Below are 21,965 nucleotides of genomic sequence, written 5' to 3' on the forward strand. Positions count from 1 at the left end.
AAGTCAGTGTTCGGGACGAAATTCGAAGCCACCCACGTTACGGCAGCGGCCGCCATTGATTTCCCGCAGCTGGGCTTGCAGATGCAGGCACCAGATTTGCGGATCATCGGCCAGCTCATAGCCGTGCAGTGTCAGGCTTTCAACAATGGTGTCGAGGATGGTTTCAGCCGCAAAGGGGCCATGGAACGGGCCTTGGGCTTTGATGGCTGAAGGTTGCTCGCCAGCCATTCCGGCGGCGAAGAGCAAGGTCCACATCCCCGTATCCCCGGCCAGCGGCTTGATGGCGCATTCGATACGGGTCACGAGACCCAGGCATTGACGAGTGAGGCAGAGGTTGCGCGACATGGCGGCGACCCTCGGTCGATCCGGTATTCAGCCCTCATGGGAAAGGCTGTTTCGATCCAGTGATTACTGTCCTTGTCCTTGAGCAGAGAATAGAAGAAAAGAACGAGTTGCAGACCAATCGACACCAGAAGGCGCCGAATGGTCATAGTGTGAATATTGACGTCAGAGTGATGGCGTTTTTTGTTGAGTACACCGTGTAAAAATGCAGGAGCGAGCCTGCTCGCGATGGCGGTGTGCCAAACAACATAATGTTGAATGTCAGACCGCTTTCGCGAGCAGGCTCGCTCCTAGAGTGGATCGGTGCGAAGTTCAGGTTTGCATCAAGCCGGCTTGGCCTCCACCAACGCCTCGACCGCCATCTCCTTCTCGGCCTCTTTCAGATCCTCCTCACTGATCATTTCCGCGATGACCCGCAAGCGTTCCACCACCCGCGCGTTGACGCTGCCTTCAGGGAATTCGCCATTCTCGTCTGGCTCGCCCGCAGGCTCACCCACCAGCAGGCTCAACGCCTCATCGGCCTGGCGTACCGCATAAACGTGGAATTGCCCGGCGCGAACGGCCGCCAGCACCTTTTCATCCAGCATCAGCGTGGCGACGTTGGCCTGGGGAATGATCGCCCCCTGCTCGCCCGTCAACCCGCGGGCTTCGCACAGACGGAAGAAACCTTCGATTTTCTCGTTGACCCCTCCCACTGCCTGTACTTCACCGAACTGGTTGATCGAACCGGTAATCGCAAAGCACTGCTTGAGCGGGGTTTTCGACAAGGCCGAAATCAGTGTGCATGCCTCACCGAGTGAAGCGCTGTCGCCATCCACATAACCGTAGGACTGCTCAAGGGCGATACTGGCGGAAATGGCCAACGGGAATTCCTGGGCGTAACGGCTGCCCAGGTATCCGGTGAGGATCATCACGCCTTTGGAGTGAATGGGCTGGCCGAGGTTGACCTCGCGCTCGATGTCGACGATGCCGCTGCCCCCCGGGTACACCGTGGCGGAAATCCGCGCCGGCACGCCGAAGGCCGAATCGCCGACCTCCAGCACCGTCAAGCCGTTGCACTTGCCGACAGCCGCGCCATCGGTATCGATCAGGATGATCCCCGCCAGCATGTCATCGAGAATCCGTGCCGACACGCGCCCGGTGCGGGTAGCCTTGGCTTTGAGCGCACGTTCGATGTGCCCGGCGTCGGTCATTTCATCGCCGGCCAGATGGCGAATGAAATCCGCCTCGCTGACCAATTGGAACAAATCACCGATACGCGCCGACAAGCGCCCTTGATGCTCGGCCAGACGCGCACTGTAGGTCGCCAGGCGCGCCACCGCATCGGCGGTCAGCGGCGCCATGCCTTCCTCGGAAGTGCGGGTTTTGAGCAACTGGGCGAACTGTTCCAGGCTCTCGTCGACCATCGGGATGTCTTCGTCGAAGTCCACCAGCACGCGGAACATTTCCTGGAAGTCCGGATCGAGGTCCTGCAGCGTGTAATACAGCGAACGGGCACCAATGATGACGACTTTGACCTGCAAAGGAATGTGCTGCGGGTTCAGCGTGACAGTGGCGAAACGGCCCATTTCGCCCAGCGGCGATTCCATTTTCAGCTTGCGCGATTGCAGGGCTCGCTTCAGCGCATCCCACACGAAAGGCTCGCTGAGCATTTTTTCCGCTTCGAGAATCAGGAAACCGCCGTTGGCGCGATGCAGTGCACCCGGGCGTAATTGCCGATAGGTGGTGTACAGCGCGCCCTGATCGGTGCTGTATTCAATGCGGCCGAACAGGTTTTCGTAGGTCGGGTGCGGTTCAAACACCACGGGCGCGCCGCCACTGGCCGAATGGCCGACCACCAGGCTCGGTGCGTATTGTTCCTCAAGCAATTTGCGGGCGACGGCGTCGGTCTTGCTGTCGTCTACCAATTGCTCGACCACGGTCTTGAGCAGATACACCTGCATCGCTTGCAAATACCCGCAGACGGCGGCGTTTTCGGCGTACTTCTCCGACAACGGCGACAGCAGCGGCTGCAGGGCCAGGGTGATGGTTTCTTCGTTGAGGTGGCGCAGTTGATTGCTCGATTCACGCTTCCATTGCGGCAGGCTGGCGAGCTCTTCGTTCAAGCGCTCCTCCAAAGCCGAGATGTCGTCGTGGAATCGATCGCGTTCGGCTTCCGGCAACTGCGCGAACTCCGCTTCGTCCAACGCCTTGCCTTCGCTCATCGGTGTGAAGGCGATGTTGCTGGCATCGCGGTACAGCGCGACTTCCTTCTCCAGGGCCAGGCGCTCGATCACGTCCAGCGCCTTGTCATAGCGCTGGTTGAAGGCGCGGTCGATGGCGCTTTTTTTCTGCTGGTAGGACGGGTGTTCGAACACCGCTGGAAAAGTCGCCAGCAGGTTATCGATCAAGCCGTTGATATCCCCCATGAAGGCACCGGCGGTGCCCGACGGCAGTTCCAGGGCACGCGGCTCGCGCGGCTCATCGAAATTATTGACGTAGACCCAGTCCGCCGGGGTCTGCAGGCGCTTGCCTTCGGCTTTCAGGTAGCGTTTGACGAAGGAGAACCGGCCGGTGCCTGGCTCGCCCATGACGAACACGTTGTAACCGGGGCGTGGCATGGCCACACCGAACTGCAAGGCTTCGACCGCACGTTCCTGGCCAAGCACACCGCGAAAGGGCTCCAGATCATTGGTGGTAGAGAAGCTGAACTGTTCAGCGGAAAACGGACGGGTCAGCGCTTCGGGCGCTAGACGCAAGCTGGCAGCAACAGGATCAGGCATCGGGCTTCCTTACATCAGGCGGGGCAGATAGCGGCATTCTGGCGCTGCCTGTGCCTGACTGGCAAGGAGCGCCTGCGGCCAAAGCATAGACAAGTCGCTGCGCCCCGATGAGCTTGCGTCAAATCACTGTTTTCAACGAATGTTTTGCAAAAAATCACGGAACTGCGCGATCGTGCCTAAACTCCAAACTGCGCGGCTGGACTTATAACCGGCCCAACTGACGTCGGAACGCCGTCAGACCCCTTGTCCATTGGTATGCACATAAAGAGAACAAAGCTATGAAACGGATTCTTCTCGGTACTCTCTTCACCGCTGTATCCATCAACGCCATGGCTCAGGCGCCAGGCGGCCCGGATTGCGGTTGGGGCAACATGCTGTTCGAAGGTCAGCGTGGCACCCCGGCTCACTTCCTGGCATCCACCACCAACGGCACTTCCGGCAACGCAACCTTCGGTATGACTTCCGGTACCAACGGTTGCTCCACCAACGCGTCGCTGACCTATGGCGGCAAATCCTGGTTTGCCATGAATGGCATGATGAACGAGCTGTCCGAAGACATGGCCAAGGGTCAGGGCGAAGCGCTGACTACTTACGCCGTGGTACTGGGCGTGGCGCCGGAAGACCGTGCGCACTTCGCCGCCGTCACTCACCAGCACTTCCAGCAGATCTTCAGCAAGGCTGACGTGACTGCAGAAGATGTGCATACCAACACCCTGGCCGTGCTGAAGAGCGATCCTCGTCTGGCCAAGTACGCTACTCAGGCTTAAGCTCGATCAGCCCGTTTCTCTTCGGAGAGCGGGCTTTTATTTTTTCGACCTGCCCTTCTTCGGGGTCTTTGTTTTTTCCTGTTTAAGTTGCCGACTATGCTCAAACGCCTTGCCTGGCTGGCGCTCTGTGTCTGCGCCCCGCTGTCCGCCGCGCCCGTTATCGACAATCAACGTTTGCAGCAACTGGCCAACGACCCTTTCTGGATTTCACTGGGCCATTACGAAACCGCCAAGCTCGGCGGCTGGCGCAGCTATGTCAGCGATCCGAAGTTCTTCCTTGCCGCCGATGGCAACGCACACCCGGACCGTGAACTGGCGGCCACCGTGCAAGCGCTGTACGCGCCCGCCAGCGCGGGCGAGCAGCACGCTCAATGCGTTTATCCGGCGCGCACCCGTTGGCTCAAAGCACAGCTCAACCTGACAGATCTGCCAGTCCTGGACTGCGCCGAATTCAAGCAATGGTTCAAGGATGTCTCGCCCCACAGCGCGGTAATGATCTTCCCCGCGGCGTATTTGAACAGCCCTTCCTCGATGTTCGGCCACACCCTGCTGCGTATCGATCAGGCGGATGTGCAAAGCGACAAAACTTCGCTGCTCAGCTACGCAATCAACTTCGGTGCGTACATCGAAGGTTCGGACAACAGCATTCTCTATGCCTGGAAAGGCTTGATGGGCGGTTACCCGGGGTTGTTTGCCCTGGTGCCGTATCAGGAAAAACTCTCGGAATACCGCAGCCTGGAAAACCGCGACCTGTGGGAATACCGGCTCAACCTGACCCAGCAGGAAACCGCGCGCATGGTCGAGCATGTCTGGGAGTTGAAGCAGATCAAGTTCGACTACTTCTTCTTCGACGAAAACTGCTCCTATCGCCTGCTGGAACTGTTGCAAGTGGCCCGCCCGAGCCTGCGCCTGACCGAACAATTCCCGCTGACCGCCATTCCCACCGACACCGTCAAAGCGGTGAAAGACGCAGGGCTGGTCGAGTCGATCGAGTATCGTCCATCCCGCGAACGGGAGTTGTTGAGCCGCGCCGAGCCGTTGTCCGATGAAGAACAACAATGGGTGCTGACCGTAAGCGCCGACCAGAAGCAACTGCAAACCCCGGCGTTCAAGGCCCAGCCTCGCGCGCGCCAGGCACTGATCATCGACGCGGCCTATCGTCTTGAACGCTATCGCGCCAACGGCCAGGAACGCGATCCGCAGCGGGCACAGCGCAGCTTCGAACTGCTGCGGGCGATCAACCAGAACCCGGCACCGGAACTGGACATTCCGCAACCCGGCCTGCCAGAGGATGGTCATGAATCCCGCACATGGCAGGCCGGTCTAGGTACCCGTGGCGACCGCGCCTTTGGCGAATACGGTTTGCGCATGGCCTATCACGACCTCAACGACAACTCGGAAAGCTTCCCCCTTGGCGCGCAGATCGAAATCCTGCAACTGAAGCTGCGCCAATACGAAGGCAATGATTGGCAGGTGCAGCAACTGGACCTGGCGACCATCCGCTCCCTGACCCCGCGCAACGAGTTGCTGCAACCGCTGTCGTGGCAGGTGACCGGAGGCCTGGAACGGGTGCCGGGCAAGCATGACGATGAAACCCTGGTCAGCCACGTCAATGGCGGTGGCGGCGGCACCTGGCAACTGGCCGACGACATGCTCGGCTTTGCCTTGGGCACTGTGCGGGTGGAGCACAACAATGACTTCGCCGAATTCATTTCTCCGGCAGCAGGTTTCAACACCGGCCTGCTCTGGAAAAACCCGCTGGGTAACTTGAGCCTTGAGACCAGGGGCGATTTCTTCACCAATGGCGAAGTGCGCCGCTCCATCAGCTTGAACCAGCAATGGGAGCTATCGCGCAACCTGGGCCTGCGCCTGAGCGCCCAGCGCGAATTCAGCCACCTGGCTTCGCCGGAGAACGAAGTGATGCTTGAGGTGAAGTGGTATCACTACTGATTTGAGTCGCTTTCAGACATTCAAAGAAACCAAATGCCAGCAACCATGGCCCAAACCCTATAACGGGAGAAAACCATGAGTCGCGCCTTCGTCAATGAAGATAACGCCGCCGCGCAAGCCGATCAGCCAGTTGAACGGCAGGTCAGTGCGCAACCCAACTACGTCACGCCGCAAGGGTTGAAGTTGTTGCAGGAAAAAGTCGCCGAGCTGCAAGCGCTGCATGCCGAACAATCGGCCAGGATCGACCAGACCGACAAACAACGCCTGGTCGACCTCGAACGGGACCTGCGCTACTTCAAGCAGCGATTGAGCAGCGCACAGGTTGCAGCTGTCGCCACTTCAACCGAAAAAGTGCAGATCGGCAGCTGGGTGACCTACGCCGATGAGCATGACAGCGAACACCGGGTGCAATTGGTGGGCGAAGATCAGGCCGATGCTGCCCATGGCCTGATCAATTGGGGCTCGCCACTGGGTCGGGCGTTGCTGGGCGCACAACTCGGTGACGAGGTGTTGTGGCAACGTCCGGCCGGTGATCAAGTGATCGCAGTGATCCGCATCGAACCGGCTTAAACCACACCCTGAGCAAGCATCGCATCGGCGACTTTGACGAAGCCGGCGATGTTCGCGCCCTTGACGTAATTGACCTGACCGTTCTCTTCGCCGTAATGCACACAGGCGTGGTGGATCGACTGCATGATCGCGTGCAGCTTGCTGTCCACCTCACCGCCGGTCCACAGCAGACGCATGGCGTTCTGCGACATCTCCAGACCGCTGACGGCAACGCCACCGGCATTGGACGCCTTGCCCGGGGCGAACAGGATCCCCGCCTCGATGAACAGGTCCACCGCTTCCAGCGTGGTCGGCATATTCGCTCCCTCGGCCACGCAGATGCAGCCATTACGCAGCAGAGCGCGAGCCGCCTCGGCATCCAGTTCGTTTTGCGTGGCGCAAGGCAGCGCGATATCGCACCTCAGCCCCCACGGGTGTTGCCCGGCAAGGAACTCAAGACCAAAACGGCCGGCCAATTCGCTGATGCGCCCGCGCTGGACGTTTTTCAGCTCCAGCACCGCGCTCCATTGCTCTTCGGTCAAACCGCTTTCGCAGTACAGCGTGCCTTCGGAATCCGACAGCGAGATCACCTTGCCCCCCAGGTCCATGACCTTGCGCGCAGCGTATTGGGCGACGTTGCCGGAACCGGAAATCGCCACACGCTTGCCCTCGACGGTTTGCTCGCGACGCTTGAGCATTTCCTCGGCAAAGTACACGCAACCGAAACCCGTCGCTTCCGGGCGGATCAGGCTGCCGCCGTAGCTTGGACCTTTACCGGTCAGCACGCTGGTGAACTGGTTGCTCAAACGCTTGTACTGACCGAACAGGAAACCGATCTCGCGGGCACCGACGCCGATGTCTCCGGCCGGCACGTCAACGTCGGCGCCGATGTGCCGGTACAGCTCGCTCATGAAGGCCTGGCAGAAGCGCATGACTTCGGCATCGCTTTTGCCTTTGGGGTCGAAGTCCGAACCGCCCTTGCCACCGCCCATGGGCAGCGACGTCAGCGAGTTCTTGAAGGTCTGCTCGAAGGCGAGGAATTTCAGCACGCCGAGGTTAACCGAAGGATGGAAGCGCAAACCGCCCTTGTACGGACCGATGGCACTGTTCATCTGGATGCGGAAGCCACGGTTGACCTGCACCTTGCCATGATCATCGACCCAGGAAACCCGAAACACGACTGCCCGCTCCGGTTCACAGATGCGTTCCAGAATGCCCGAGGTCAGGTAGTGCGGATTGGCTTCGAGAAACGGCCACAGGCTGCGCAGGACTTCTTCGACAGCCTGGTGAAATTCGGGTTGATCCGGGTCGCGTTTTTTCAGGCGCGCCAGGAAAGATTCGACGGATTCGATCATGAAGAGTCTCGGCAAATTTATTGTCGTTGGGAGAGATTGCGCCGGACTTTAACAAACGGATCGCGCACAGGAACAGAGCAGAATGTCGCTTCTATGAAATTAAATGGTGCACAGGATATAAATCAGACCGGTTTTTAGCCCTATTTTGCACTTCAATGGTGAGATCAGACTCAAATTATGCACCAACAGTTATATCGCCATCGCTGGCAAGCCAGCTCCCACAGTGTCAGCGGTGACTACATTTCCGGGCATGACAAAAATCCTGTGGGAGCTGGCTTGCCAGCGATGAATTCACCGCAGTATTCCTGAAAAAAACCGGGCAAAAAAAAACGGAGCCCGAAGGCTCCGCTCTTTATGCAACCAACCCAATCAGGCCAGTTTCTTGTGCCGTACACGATGCGGCTGGGCAGCCGCTTCGCCGAGACGCTTTTTACGGTCGGCTTCGTACTCGGTGTAGTTGCCTTCGAAGAACACCGCTTGGGAATCGTCTTCGTACGCCAGGATGTGCGTCGCGACGCGGTCCAGGAACCAGCGATCGTGAGAGATCACAATGGCGGCGCCCGGGAAGTCCAGCAGGGCTTCTTCCAGGGAACGCAGGGTTTCAACGTCGAGGTCGTTGGACGGTTCGTCGAGCAGCAGGACGTTGCCGCCCTCCTTCAGGGTCAGCGCCAGGTGCAAGCGACCGCGCTCACCACCGGACAGGTCCTTGACGAACTTCTGCTGATCGCCGCCCTTGAAGTTGAAGCGACCGACGTAGGTGCGCGACGGGATCTCGTAATTGCCGATGCGGATCTGGTCGGAACCGTCGGAGATCTGCTGGAAGACGGTCTTGCTGCCGTCCAGGTCTTCGCGGCTCTGGTCGACACAAGCCAGTTGCACGGTTTCACCGACTTCGATGCTGCCCGAATCCGGAGTTTCCTTGCCCATCAGCATGCGGAACAGGGTGGATTTACCAGCACCGTTACCGCCGATCACGCCAACGATGGCGCCTTTAGGCATGGAGAACGACAGGTTGTCGATCAGCACGCGATCGCCATAACCCTTGGTAACGTTCTTGAACTCGATGACCTTGTCGCCCAGGCGTGGACCGGCCGGGATGTAGATCTCGTTGGTTTCGCTGCGCTTCTGGAATTCCTGCGATTGCATTTCTTCGAAGCGTTGCAGACGAGCCTTGGATTTCGACTGGCGGGCCTTGGCGCCTTTGCGCACCCACTCCAGTTCTTCCTTCATGGCTTTTTCGTGAGCCGACTGCTGCTTGGATTCCTGGGCCAGACGATCGGACTTGGCTTCCAGCCAACCCGAATAGTTGCCCTCATAAGGAATGCCCGCGCCGCGGTCGAGTTCCAGGATCCAGCCCGCGACGTTGTCGAGGAAGTAACGGTCGTGCGTGATCGCGACCACGGTGCCCGGGAAGTCGTGCAGGAAGTGCTCCAGCCAGGCGACGGAATCGGCATCCAGGTGGTTGGTCGGTTCGTCGAGCAACAGCATGTCCGGCGCGGACAGCAGCAGACGGCACAGGGCCACACGGCGCTTTTCACCACCGGAGAGGTGTTCGACCTTGGCATCCCAGGCCGGCAGACGCAGCGCATCGGCGGCGACTTCCAGCTGACGCTCGAGGTTGTGGCCGTCGCTGGCCTGCAGGATCGCTTCGAGCTTGGCCTGTTCAGCGGCCAGTTTGTCGAAGTCGGCATCCGGATCGGCGTAGGCCGCATAGACCTCGTCCAGGCGCGCCTGGGCGTCCTTGATCACGCTGACCGCTTCCTCGACCACTTCACGCACGGTCTTGGTCGGATCAAGTTGTGGCTCTTGCGGCAGATAACCGATATTCAGGTCCGGCATCGGACGCGCTTCGCCGTCGAATTCAGTGTCGACGCCGGCCATGATTTTCAGCAGCGTGGATTTACCCGAGCCGTTTAAGCCGAGTACGCCGATCTTGGCGCCCGGGAAGAACGACAACGAGATGTTTTTCAGGATTTCCCGCTTCGGCGGAACAACTTTACCCAGCCGATGCATGGTGAATACGTATTGAGCCATGGAGAACCTTGGGTCAGTGACTATGAATAATTGGAGCGCAGGCGATGCCCGGGCCAGACCGTGCGCGTTCTACGCTTGTCGAGGGCAATGCGTGCGCGCTGAAAGAAGTCTGATTCTAGGAGCTGGAACGCTCCCGCGTAACCGGCAAAGCTACCTGAATGACAGGTGGCCGTCCAGCCGAACGGGGCTGGCACTTTGCCACAACTCAAGGCATGCTAGCCGCCCTTCGGGCGTCCGGCTTATAGTGCACGTCGCGCCAGTCCAGCCAAACCGCAGGATTAAAGTTTGTCCAACGTCCCTTCGTCCCTGATCACCAGTGCCCCCACTGCGGCGCCCGGCTCGCCCCTGCGCGGCACCCTCAAAGGCGCGCTCGCGACACTGGTGCTGATGCTGCTCGCCCTGATGTTCTGGCAGCTCCTGGATCAGTTGCGCGAAACCCAGAAAACCCAGCGCCAGTACACCATCGACTACACCGCTGACCTGGCAGCGCAAGTCAGTCTGAACATGGCGCTCAACGCGCGGATCGCCCTCAATCTGCTGCCGATTGTCGAACAGCCGCAAACAGCCGACGAACAGCAGGAGTTGCTGCGCAAGCTGCAAAAGTCCCTGCCCGATCTGATCAGCCTTGCCTTGCTGAGCCCCTCGGGCAGGATCCTGAATGACAGCGCCAGCAACAGCGAAGATGCCGACTATCTGGCCGAGCTGGTCCGGCGCAGTCGTGCCCAGCCTCATTACTTCAGCAATGCCATCGATGGCTCGGTGGTGCACCTGTTGCTGCATCAAGCCAGCGGCAGTACCCGCGGCTATTGGGCCCTGCGCCTGAAACCAACGTTTTTCACGACCTTGACCAAGCTCAATGAAGCGGGTGACCGGCCATTGTGGCTGGTGGAAAACCGCTTCAATCACCAAATCATCAGTCGTGATGAATCACTGCCGCTGGTCAATCCAGGCACGCTGACCCAGGACGACCTGACCAACAGTGTGCTGACGGTTCCCCTGAGCAGCAGCGACTGGCAACTGCGCGGCCTGTTCGATCGCCACCGCGTGCTCGAAGAACTGCTGCCCGCCTTTATCGGCAAATGCCTGCTGGGGCTGGCCTTCTCGATGCTGCCGTTCATCGTTCTACTGAACATGCGCCGCCGCCAGCGCCAATTACATGAAGGCCGGCGCCGCTATCAGGAGATTTTCGAGGGCACCGGTGTTGCGCTGTGCGTGCTCGATGTGGCCAGCCTCAAGAACGTATTCGACAAAGCCCGATTGCACAGTAACGAGCAACTGCATACCTGGCTTGCCGATCCGGAACAACGTCGGCAATTGCTGCAAGAACTGCGGATTACCGAGGTCAACCAGGTGGCCCTGCAACTGCTCAATGTCAACACCACCCAACAGGCCTGGGACTTGCTGATAGACGGCAACCCGCTGGACGGCAGTGCCATCGGTAATAAGGTGCTCGAAGCGCTCCTCAACCGGCAGGAGCAGCTGGAACTGGAGATCAAACTGCAGGACGCCACAGGCCGCGATCAGCACCTGTGGCTGGTGCTGCGCCTGCCGCAAGACCTGGCCGACTATAAAGCGGTAATCCTGAGCATCACCGACATCACCAGCCGCAAACTCATCGAGCTGTCTTTGCAAGAGCGCGAAGGGTTCTGGTCGGATGTGGTGCGTACCGTGCCCGATCACTTGTACGTGCAGGACGTGATCAGCCAGCGGATGATCTTCAGCAATCACCATCTGGGCCAGACGCTGGGCTACAACCGCGCTGAACTGCAGCAGATGGGCGAGTATTTCTGGGAGATCCTCCTGCATCCCGACGATGCCGACTTCTACCACCGTTCACGCCAGAGCCAGCGCCTGGGTGGTTACAGCCAACTGTTGCAATGCCAATTGCGCTTTCGTCACCGCGACGGTGAATGGCGGCGCTTCGACATTCGTGAACAGGCCCTGGCGCGGGACAAGCATGACCAGGTGACGCGCATCATCGGCGTGGCCAAGGACGTCACCGAACAGATCGAAGCCAGCGAGTCCCTGCGCGACAGCGAGCAGCGTTACCGGATGCTCGCGGAAAGCATCAGCGATGTGATTTTCTCCACCGACAGCCGCATGGCCCTCAATTATGTCAGCCCGTCGGTGCAAGCCGTACTCGGCTACGACGCCGAGTGGATTTTCCAGAATGGCTGGCAATCGACCATTGCCAACCCTCACCAACTGACCGGTATCTACAGCCTGATGGAACGGGTCGGCAAAGCCCTGGACCAGCCCGACCAGTTGGCACTGTTGCGCAACCAGGTGCAGACCCAACTGTTCCTGTTTGACTGCCTGCGCGCAGACGGTCGCAAGATCCCGATCGAGTTGCGCCTGGTGCTGGTCTGGGACGAGCACGGCGCCTTCGAAGGCGTGCTCGGTGTCGGACGTGATATCAGTCAGCAACGTCGCGCCGAAAAGGACCTGCGCATGGCCGCTACGGTTTTCGAGCATTCGACCTCGGCGATCCTGATCACTGACCCGGCCGGCTACATCGTCCAGGCCAACGAAGCCTTCAGCCGTGTCAGTGGCTATGCCGTGGAACAAGTACTCGACCAGTTGCCGAACATGCTGACCGTCGACGAGCAGCAGGAAGCTCACCTGCGTTATGTGCTCATGCAACTCAATCAGCACAGCACCTGGGAAGGCGAAGTCTGGTTGCGGCGCCGCAACGGTGAGCATTATCCGGCGTGGGTTGGCATCACCGCTGTGCTGGACGACGAAGGCGACCTCGCCAGTTACGTGTGCTTCTTCAGCGACATCAGCGAGCGCAAGGCCAGCGAGCAGCGGATTCATCGCCTCGCTTATTACGATGCACTGACGCACCTGCCTAACCGCACGCTGTTCCAGGACCGCTTGCACACGGCGCTGCAAGCGGCCGAACGTCAGAAGTCCTGGGTGGTGCTGATGTTCCTCGACCTGGACCGTTTCAAACCGATCAACGATTCCCTGGGCCACGCCGCCGGCGACCGCATGCTCAAGGAAATGGCGACGCGCCTGCTCGGTTGCGTCGACGATGACGACACCGTGGCGCGCATGGGCGGTGATGAGTTCACCCTGCTCCTGCAACCGCGCGCCAATCGTGAAATTGCCTTGAACCGGGCCATTCACGTAGCGGAACAGATTCTCGCCAGCCTGGTAAAACCCTTCGTGCTCGAAGGCCGCGAATTCTTCGTCACCGCCAGTATTGGCATCGCCCTGAGCCCGCAGGACGGCAACGAACTCAGCCAGCTGATGAAGAACGCCGACACGGCGATGTACCACGCCAAGGAACGCGGCAAGAACAACTTCCAGTTCTATCAGGCGGACATGAACGCCAGCGCCCTTGAGCGCCTGGAGCTGGAAAGCGACCTGCGCCACGCTCTGGAGCAGAATGAATTCGTGCTGTATTACCAGCCGCAATTCAGCGGCGACGGCAAACGTTTGACCGGCGCCGAGGCCCTGCTGCGCTGGCGCCATCCGCGCCGTGGCCTGGTACCGCCAGGGGACTTCATTCCGGTACTGGAAGAACTCGGCCTGGTGGTGGATGTGGGTGACTGGGTGATCAGTGAAGCCTGCCGTCAACTCAAGACCTGGCATCAGGCCAGATTGCGCGTGCCGAAGGTGTCGGTGAACATTTCCGCGCGGCAATTCTCCGACGGCCAACTCGGCATGCGGATCGCCACCATTCTCAAGGAAACCGGCTTGCCGCCGGCGTGCCTGGAACTGGAGCTGACCGAAAGTATCCTGATGCGAGAAGTCAGTGAGGCGATGCAGATTCTCGACGGCCTGAAAAATCTTGGCCTGAGCATTGCTGTCGATGACTTCGGCACCGGTTATTCATCGCTCAACTACCTCAAGCAGTTCCCGATCGACGTGCTGAAAATCGACCGCACCTTCGTCGACGGCCTGCCATCCGGCGAACAGGACGCGCAGATTGCCCGCGCGATCATCGCCATGGCCCACAGCCTCAACCTGGCGGTGATCGCCGAGGGCGTGGAAACCCATGAGCAGCTGGATTTCCTCAGGGAGCACGGTTGCGACGAGGTTCAAGGCTACCTGTTCGGCCGCCCGATGCCGGCCGGGCAGTTTGAAGTGCAGTTCAGCAATGATGCGCTGTTCATGTTCGACTGAGACGTTGTGGTGAAACAGCCGGGCCTCATCGCTGGCAAGCCAGCTCCCACAATGTCCGTGTCGGTCGTGAATTGATCGTTCCCACGCTCCGCGTGGGAATGCAGCCCGTGACGCTCCGCGTCACATGCGAAGCGGACGCAGAGCGTCCAGTGAGGCGTTCCCACGCAGAGCGTGGGAACGATCAAACGATCATGGCTTGCCAGCGATGGGGCCGGCACAGGTGCCGCATATCCGGTCATGAAGCCCACTTGTCTGCGACATGATGCCGTTTCATATGCCATCTAAAACCCATTGGGTTAGAATGCCCCCCTTTTCCGCCCCCGATCCTTGAGGACCGCCATGTTCAGCCGTGATTTGACTATTGCCAAGTACGACGCCGATCTCTTTGCCGCCATGGAGCAAGAAGCTCAGCGCCAGGAAGAGCACATTGAGCTGATCGCTTCGGAAAACTACACCAGCCCTGCGGTGATGGAAGCTCAAGGCTCGGTGCTGACCAACAAGTACGCCGAAGGCTACCCAGGCAAGCGCTACTACGGTGGTTGCGAGTACGTCGACGTCGTCGAGCAACTGGCCATCGACCGCGCCAAAGAACTGTTCGGCGCCGATTACGCCAACGTTCAACCGCACGCCGGCTCGCAAGCCAACGCCGCTGTCTACCTGGCGCTGCTGTCGGCCGGTGACACCATCCTGGGCATGAGCCTGGCCCACGGCGGTCACTTGACCCACGGTGCCAGCGTTTCGTCTTCGGGCAAGCTGTACAACGCCATCCAGTACGGCATCGATGCCAACGGCCTGATCGACTACGACGAAGTCGAGCGCCTGGCAGTCGAGCACAAGCCGAAAATGATCGTGGCCGGTTTCTCTGCCTACTCGCAGATCCTCGACTTCCCGCGCTTCCGTGCAATCGCCGACAAAGTGGGTGCCTACCTGTTCGTCGACATGGCCCACGTGGCCGGTCTGGTTGCCGCGGGCGTCTACCCGAACCCGGTTCCATTCGCTGACGTCGTGACCACCACCACCCACAAGACCCTGCGTGGTCCACGTGGCGGCCTGATCCTGGCTCGCGCCAACGCCGACATCGAGAAGAAGCTGAACTCCGCCGTATTCCCGGGCGCCCAGGGCGGCCCGCTGGAGCATGTGATCGCTGCCAAGGCAATCTGCTTCAAGGAAGCGCTGCAGCCTGAGTTCAAGGCTTACCAGCAACAAGTGGTGAAGAACGCCAAGGCCATGGCCAGCGTGTTCATCGAGCGCGGTTTCGACGTGGTTTCCGGCGGTACTGAAAACCACCTGTTCCTGCTGTCGCTGATCAAGCAGGAAATCTCCGGTAAAGACGCCGACGCCGCGCTGGGCAAAGCGTTCATCACCGTGAACAAGAACTCCGTGCCAAACGACCCACGCTCCCCGTTCGTCACCTCCGGCCTGCGCTTCGGCACTCCGGCAGTGACCACTCGCGGCTTCAAGGAAGCAGAGTGCAAGGAACTGGCCGGCTGGATCTGCGACATCCTGGCAGATCTTTCCAACGAAGCGGTGATCGACGCCGTTCGTGAGAAGGTCAAGGCCATCTGCAAGAAGCTGCCGGTGTACGGCGCTTAATCAGCGTTGCTGAACCGCAGTTGAAAAACCGGCCAGGAAACTGGCCGGTTTTTTTTCGTCGACAAATCAACCTGGTCAGCGCCGCTCTTTATCAAGCTGATCCTGACGCCTTTGCGCTCAAGGCTCGACTGTCGGCTGCGCGAACTTCATGGATAACACATCAGGTAAACCGCCTTCTACCGCATTCAGCAGGGCCTGACCGACACCCGTAATCCCCAGCATCAGCCCCAGGTCCGGGACACTGCCCTCCCCCAAGAAGTCTTCATCAAGGAAGTTATGGAGCACCTGAGAGAGCGCCCCCATGACCCTGGCAATGCCCGGTGCGTTGCCCGTGTCACGGTACTCGCTCAGCAAGCACATGAGATTGCCGAAATCGCCGTGACACAAACTGTAGCCCGAACCCAGCCCCTGTTCCCAAAGGTGGCGCTCACAACGCTCGGCGTCTTGTTCGAGCAAATCCCGGGTGTCGCCATCCAGCGTGCCGCCCATCGTACGTATCAACCAACGCCGGGCAATCAGAATACCCGCGTCGCCATGACACCACTTGATGGTGGACGAAGACTTCGCGTTTTCACGTAAATCAAGCCAGTACCCCTCGACAGTGAGGCGATTTTCAGCCCGTACGTACTGTGCGATCAACTGAGCCAACAGCGGATCGCGAGTCACGTCCCACACCTTGCCCAATGCGTACAGAACACCGGAAATACCATGGGAAAAACCTGTCCACAGCGGCTTGCCCGTGTTTTTTAACAACAACACTCCGTTATCCAGCGTCACTGCCGATTGGATCGATTGCGAGAAACGTTCGATCAGGGGGAGCAATGTCTCACGCTGTTCAAGCTGATAAAGGTTCACCAGTACAGTCACCGCCCCGCACCAGCCATGAATGAAATCGAACTCATCGGTTGTGCTCGGGATATCTGCCAGTTTGCCCAGCAATTCATCGACCTTTGTCTCGTACGTCAGACGACCAGTCATGAGTCGATAATTGACCAACACGTATAAGTAGGAGGACAGGCCGAAATAGGCACTGACTGTCAGTTCACTGGCGAAGTGCCCGTGGGACAGGGCCATGGAGCACAGAATGCGTTCGGCATCCTCCAGATAAGGCAATTCACCGGTGATCCGGTACAGGCTCAAGTAGAAAATCGCCAGGCCGCCCATGCCGTTGTATACACCGCAGCCCATGGGTGAAATGAAATGGCGGCTTGTACGAGGGTGCGTATCCATGAACCTCCAGACTGCATCCCCTTGCTCACCGTCAATACGCACCTTTGCGATGGCCTCAGCAATCTTCATCGCACAACGCACATACTGCGCCGAACTCAGGTCTGGCACGACGTTAAGTTGATGTTCGCGGTTCATAGGCAAGGCTTCGCTTGCCACGGGAAACAGGCACATCTGCAATACATGCCTCTGAAAGGCTTTATCGCTTGACGAGAAACTCTCCAGCTTGCGGCGGCAACTGTCGAACGAGTTCTCGATCGCCAGGGAAGCAACAGTCTCGCCATGGGCATTGATCAAGTGGCTGGATAACAATGGCAAGGTGAAACAAGGGACGTCGGTTTTTTTCAGATCCCTGATTTCATGCCGAGGTATCTCATAATCGTTGAGTGTCTCAGGCAAGTCTGACCACAGGGTCGCCAGCAACAACTCCTGTTGAACGCGACACTGAGTAAAACGCGGATGAAGCATTATCGCGATGAAATCCGCATAGCGCTGCGTATTTTTCATCAGGACCCGAGTCTTCAGTGAGGCGGCATGTTGCGCGAGCAGCTCAAGCACGGCTTCCCGAGTGTTCATCAATTCATCGTAGGCGCGCTCGAAACCCAGAAAAAATGCGGCCTGGTGATCAGCGACCGAATGCGTCGTGCCAGCGAAAACCGGCAAGTGCCGGATGACCGGCCGACTGTCGAATTCAACGGATTTCAATCGATAAAAGCGTTGCTCGCGAACCAGCTGTTTTCTCTTCCCCGTGAAGTGCTGCTGGCGGCTAAGACCGCTGTAATCATTGTCTGAATCCGGGGTGTAAGGCACGAAGCCACTTGAAAAAACGGATTGCCCATTGAGCTTGATCGTTTTGAACAGGGCGCGGCTGTGCGCCAATGGCGTTCTCAAATCAATCATGGACGGGGTGAACAAACACTCCAGATCGATCATGACCGGACTGCTGCCGCAGGCAATGATGTTTTCGTAGTGAAAGTCGATGCCGTTCAAGGCGTGGATCACTGCAACCTGGGCGCCCAGACGCTGAAAAAAAATATCCAGATCGCCTACGTTTTCGCATTCCCGGTTTTCGATTTTTTCAATCCAGCAATGATCGTCATGCGACACCATGACCGGGGCATAAACGTCAAAGCACGCATTACCGCTGCTCGCACGCAATTGCTCAAGCAATGCCCCGTAAAACAACGCTTCCCGGTTGCTGCGGGGTTTGTACACCAGTGATCGGTCGCCGACCTGAACGAAGCAGACTGTTTCACCATTGGAGTGGAAGTCGCCCAGCCCAAGGACGATGGAGTCGATGCGTCGGTCGGAAAGCGGGAAGGCCGCTACGAGTCGTTCGATATCCTGGCTGAAGTGATCGATGACCTTGTAAAGATAAGCCACAGTGTCGTCTATTCGCTGAAACAACAGATCGGTCAAAACCGGGTAGGCAGCCAGGAACGGCACTAAGGCGCCTTCTGAGAACTCTCGGTTGAATGCCTGTAGATCCAGTTCGGGGCTCTCGGCGATCCGGCTGTTCAATTGGTGAACAAGCGATTTTTCGGCCAAGTATCTGATATTCGAAATGATACTTGCGCGAGCGCTGAGCAAGAAGGCTTCGACATTAATCCATTCAAATCCATTCACAAGCTTGCGTATATTTTTGGTCACTTTTGAAAACATGTTTCAGATAAACATACCAACAAGCATGAAAAAAACCAAACCCTTCGCTATCACTGTCATGCGCTTCGAAAGGCAACGAGGCAAGATCGTCAACTCTTTCATTAAGCAGCGGAATAAAACAGCAACTTCCCCGATACGCATCCGATGAATAATAAGCCAAATTCTTTATAAGCGCTTGTCGATCAACTCCAAAGTAACGCAGTACAGCCTTGTCATCCGTGTGCAGCAGTTCTATTGTCTTGCGCAGTGTTTCAGGGGATGGAACGGTATTTTTTGCTTTCAACTCTTTAATATTCAAATTATCGGTCAACATCGCCAAACACCCAAGACAAGCAGAGCGGGACGAGCCCGCCCTGCATGGAGATCGGTTAGCAGCAGCCTAGAACAGTACACTGCAGGGTTCCACAAGACACATTAGTGCACATTGTTTCCCCTCCGACATCTGCCTGACCAGAACTTGCATACGCTTCGAACTCGGCATCCAACTCGCCCGACAGATCCATAATTTGCTCTTGCATGGGATTTCTCCTGAGATATACATTTGTCTGAATTGACGACGGCGACTTTAGCACTTGACTGCAACACGTACAGCCGCAATTTAGAACAAAATGTAAAGCAGGACACCGCATATTTCGTTACATTCAAAAGCCAATATAAAATAATTACACCGCTCCGGAACTCAACGAACTCGACACGCAAACCCTTACAAACTTCAACCCATCATAAACCTGACACACAACAAATCACGCACCATCAAACAGCAAATAAAACAAACGCCTTCAATAAAACACCTATTTAAACTGGCGTCCCTGCCGCCATTACTGCCCGTACTTTTTTAATCCGAGACAACTCGCGAAAAACCTTCGCGAATCTTTTCTTCCGGTAAATCGTCGGCAATAAACACAATCACACTCTCACGCGCTTCGCCCTCGGCCCATGGGGTGTCCCAATCGAAACCGTAAAGCTTCAGCACGCCCTGAAACACCATGCGCCGCGGTTCGCCAGCGATGTTCAACACGCCTTTGTAGCGCAGCAGTTGTTTGCCGTGGTCCTCCAGCAGCTCGTTCATGAACTCGCTGAGCTTGTCGATATCCAGCGGCTTGTCGCTACGCAGCACAAGGCTGCTAATGCGGTCGATGGAGGGCGCCTCGCTTACCGGACGCAGACTCACGCCACCGCCAAGGTCAGCATTGAGATTGAAACCACGTACGTCGAGCATTTCGGCCAGGTCGATCTTGCCGTGATCGACCACACGGATCGGAGCCCGACGATTGATCCGGGTCAGCCGTTCGCTCAATGCGTTAAAGGTCGGCTCGTCCACCAGATCGCGCTTGCTCACCAGCAAGCGGTCGGCGAAGCCGATCTGGGCCTGGGCGATGGTCTGTGTCAGGTGGGTCTCGGCATGTGCCGCGTCCACCAGGGTGATGATGCCGTCGAGGATATAGCGTTCTCGCAATTCTTCATCGATGAAGAAGGTTTGCGCCACCGGCGCCGGGTCGGCCAGGCCGGTGCATTCGATCACCAGCCGGTCGAATACGATGTCGCCGCCGTCGAGACGCTCGAGCAGCAGGTACAGGGCCTTGGTCAGGTCGGTGTGGATGGTGCAGCAGACGCAACCGTTGGACAGCGTCATCACTTGTACCGGCTCGTCACCCAGCAGTTGGGTATCGACACCGGCGTCGCTGAATTCGTTTTCGATCACGGCGATTTTAAGGCCGTGCTCGGCTTTCAGCAGGTGGCGCAGCAAAGTGGTTTTACCGGCGCCGAGGAACCCGCTGAGGATTGTTACCGGGATAGGGGGTAGCAAAGGAAAGTCTCCCATACACTGAAAAAACTGTAGGAGCCTGGCTTGCCAGCGATGGCGTCCTGAAGATCGCTATCGCCGGCAAGCCGTGCTCCTACAGTGGTGTGTTACCTAAGCGTGGTGCTTCAACAGCACTTCGGCCCACCCTTGCCACCGTAACGGGCTTCCTGACGTTCGCGGAAGAACATCTCATAGCTCATTACCGGTTTGTCCGGGTGTTTGGTTTGCATGTGCTCGACATAGTTGTCGTAGTCGGGCATGCCGACCATCAGGCGCGCGGCCTGACCGAGGTATTTACCGAGGCGACTCAGGTCATTGAACATGCTGCAAATCCTCGATTACGCATCCGGGAGTGCCTGGAAGGGCGACTCTTTATCCGTGCGTTCTTTTTTACCCCAGGCGGCGATGCCGACCTTGAGCGCATAGAACAGGATGCTGAACACCACGAACAGGAACAGCGCGGTCAGCGTTGCGTTGGTGTAGGCGTTGAAGATCACGTGCTGCATCTGAGTGATGTCCTTGGCCGGGGCGAGGATCTGGCCGTTGGCCAGGGCATCGCTGTATTTTTTCGCCAGGGCCAGGAAGCCGACTGCCGGGTTGGCGTCGAACAGCTTGATGAAGCCCGCCGTCGTGGTGCAGATCAGCAGCCACACCGCCGGCAACATGGTGACCCAGACATAACGCTGGCGTTTCATTTTGATCAGCACCACGGTGCCGAGCATCAGCGCGATACCGGCCAGCATCTGGTTGGAGATACCGAACAGCGGCCACAAGGTGTTGATGCCACCCAATGGGTCGATCACGCCCTGATACAACAACCAGCCCCACATCGCCACACAACCGGCAGTGGCGATCAAGTTGGCAGTCCAGGATTCGGTGCGCTTCAGCGCCGGCACGAACGAGCCGAGCAAGTCCTGCAGCATGAAACGACCGGCACGGGTACCAGCGTCTACCGCCGTGAGGATAAACAGCGCCTCGAACAGGATCGCGAAGTGGTACCAGAACGCCATGGTGTTTTCACCCGGCAGCACGCTGTGCAGGATCTGCGCGATACCCACCGCCAGGGTCGGCGCACCACCGGCACGGGCCAGGATGGTGGTTTCACCAATGTCATGGGCGACCGCTTGCAGCGCTTCGGGAGTAATTGCAAAGCCCCAGTTGCTGACCGCCGTCGCCACGGACACGACATCACTGCCAACCACAGCCGCCGGGCTGTTCATGGCGAAGTACACCCCTGGCTCGATCACCGAAGCGGCGACCATCGCCATGATTGCCACGAACGACTCCATCAACATGCCGCCATAACCGATGTAACGGGCATTGACTTCGTTATCGAGTAGTTTCGGTGTGGTGCCGGAAGCAATCAGCGAGTGGAAACCCGATACCGCGCCACAGGCGATGGTAATGAACAGGAACGGGAACAGGCCGCCCTTCCACACCGGTCCAGTGCCATCGACGAACTGGGTCAGCGCCGGCATTTTCAGCTCTGGCATGGTCACCAGAATACCGATGGCCAAGGCAACGATGGTGCCGATTTTGAGGAAGGTCGACAGGTAGTCACGCGGCGCCAGGATCAGCCACACCGGCAACACTGCCGCGACGAAACCGTAGCCGATCAGCATCCAGGTAATTTGCACGCCAGTGAAGGTAAAGGCCTTGGCCCACACCGGGTCAGCGGCGATTTCTCCTCCAAGCCAGATCGAACCCAGCAGCAACAGCACGCCGATGACCGAGATCTCACCGATGCGGCCCGGGCGGATGTAGCGCATGTAAATGCCCATGAACA

At 58.3% G+C, this 21,965-nt stretch carries 14 protein-coding genes; 5 read left to right on the forward strand and 9 right to left on the reverse strand.

The annotated features are described in order from the left end of the window. Positions 1-3: 3 nt before the first annotated feature. Complete coding sequence (locus D8U69_RS18315; protein WP_056855675.1) at positions 4-345, reverse strand: hypothetical protein; 342 nt, start codon at positions 343-345, stop codon at positions 4-6. A gap of 320 nt (positions 346-665) precedes the next feature. Then, positions 666-3,104 (reverse strand): ATP-binding protein, encoded by a 2,439-nt coding sequence (locus tag D8U69_RS18320; protein WP_130907853.1) that lies wholly within the window; start codon positions 3,102-3,104, stop codon positions 666-668. A 278-nt stretch (positions 3,105-3,382) separates the two neighbouring features. Here D8U69_RS18320 and D8U69_RS18325 point away from each other — a divergent pair, with 278 nt between their 5' ends. The 3 genes from D8U69_RS18325 to D8U69_RS18335 all read left to right on the forward strand — a co-directional run bounded on the left by D8U69_RS18325 (position 3,383) and on the right by D8U69_RS18335 (position 6,391). Next, entirely contained in the window at positions 3,383-3,871 is a 489-nt protein-coding gene (locus D8U69_RS18325; RefSeq protein WP_056855677.1) for a DUF3015 domain-containing protein, read from the forward strand. 96 nt (positions 3,872-3,967) lie between these two features. Continuing rightward, positions 3,968-5,821, forward strand: a complete 1,854-nt coding sequence (locus D8U69_RS18330) for a DUF4105 domain-containing protein (RefSeq protein ID WP_130907854.1) — start codon at positions 3,968-3,970, stop codon at positions 5,819-5,821. A gap of 75 nt (positions 5,822-5,896) precedes the next feature. Continuing rightward, positions 5,897-6,391, forward strand: coding sequence for a GreA/GreB family elongation factor (locus D8U69_RS18335; RefSeq protein ID WP_130907855.1), 495 nt, complete (start codon positions 5,897-5,899; stop codon positions 6,389-6,391). Here the strand turns inward: D8U69_RS18335 and gdhA are convergent. Further along, a complete protein-coding gene (gene gdhA / locus D8U69_RS18340; RefSeq protein WP_056855680.1) occupies positions 6,388-7,725 on the reverse strand; it encodes an NADP-specific glutamate dehydrogenase in 1,338 nt (445 codons plus the stop codon). The two genes, D8U69_RS18335 and gdhA, sit on opposite strands and share 4 nt — an antisense overlap. Before the next feature lie 369 nt (positions 7,726-8,094). After that, positions 8,095-9,759, reverse strand: coding sequence for an energy-dependent translational throttle protein EttA (gene ettA, locus D8U69_RS18345; RefSeq protein ID WP_020798667.1), 1,665 nt, complete (start codon positions 9,757-9,759; stop codon positions 8,095-8,097). A gap of 285 nt (positions 9,760-10,044) precedes the next feature. Here ettA and D8U69_RS18350 point away from each other — a divergent pair, with 285 nt between their 5' ends. Next, the gene (locus D8U69_RS18350) at positions 10,045-13,893 is read left to right on the forward strand and encodes a bifunctional diguanylate cyclase/phosphodiesterase (protein ID WP_056855682.1); all 3,849 of its coding nucleotides are present in this window, start codon (positions 10,045-10,047) and stop codon (positions 13,891-13,893) included. Positions 13,894-14,232: 339 nt separating this feature from the next. Beyond that, positions 14,233-15,486 carry a serine hydroxymethyltransferase gene (gene glyA, locus D8U69_RS18360; protein ID WP_130907857.1) on the forward strand — a complete coding sequence of 418 codons (1,254 nt, stop codon included), beginning with the start codon at positions 14,233-14,235 and terminating at the stop codon, positions 15,484-15,486. A gap of 117 nt (positions 15,487-15,603) precedes the next feature. On the opposite strand, the gene lanM is transcribed toward glyA, so the two are convergent. The 5 genes from lanM to D8U69_RS18385 form a co-directional block, all read right to left on the reverse strand. Next, entirely contained in the window at positions 15,604-18,375 is a 2,772-nt protein-coding gene (lanM, locus tag D8U69_RS18365) for a type 2 lanthipeptide synthetase LanM (RefSeq protein WP_130907858.1), read from the reverse strand. Continuing rightward, a complete protein-coding gene (locus D8U69_RS18370; protein WP_130907859.1) occupies positions 18,326-18,688 on the reverse strand; it encodes a hypothetical protein in 363 nt (120 codons plus the stop codon). Before D8U69_RS18370 ends, lanM begins: the two co-directional genes overlap by 50 nt. A 522-nt stretch (positions 18,689-19,210) precedes the next feature. Then, complete coding sequence (yjiA, locus tag D8U69_RS18375) at positions 19,211-20,182, reverse strand: GTPase (RefSeq protein WP_130907860.1); 972 nt, start codon at positions 20,180-20,182, stop codon at positions 19,211-19,213. A gap of 122 nt (positions 20,183-20,304) precedes the next feature. Then, the gene (locus D8U69_RS18380) at positions 20,305-20,502 is read right to left on the reverse strand and encodes a YbdD/YjiX family protein (RefSeq protein WP_007895266.1); all 198 of its coding nucleotides are present in this window, start codon (positions 20,500-20,502) and stop codon (positions 20,305-20,307) included. A gap of 15 nt (positions 20,503-20,517) precedes the next feature. After that, positions 20,518-21,965: carbon starvation CstA family protein (locus D8U69_RS18385; RefSeq protein ID WP_130907861.1), on the reverse strand; the 1,448-nt coding region annotated here is incomplete at its 5' end.

The sequence above is a fragment of the Pseudomonas sp. Sample_16 genome (genome assembly GCF_004307665.1).
Classification (GTDB): domain Bacteria; phylum Pseudomonadota; class Gammaproteobacteria; order Pseudomonadales; family Pseudomonadaceae; genus Aquipseudomonas.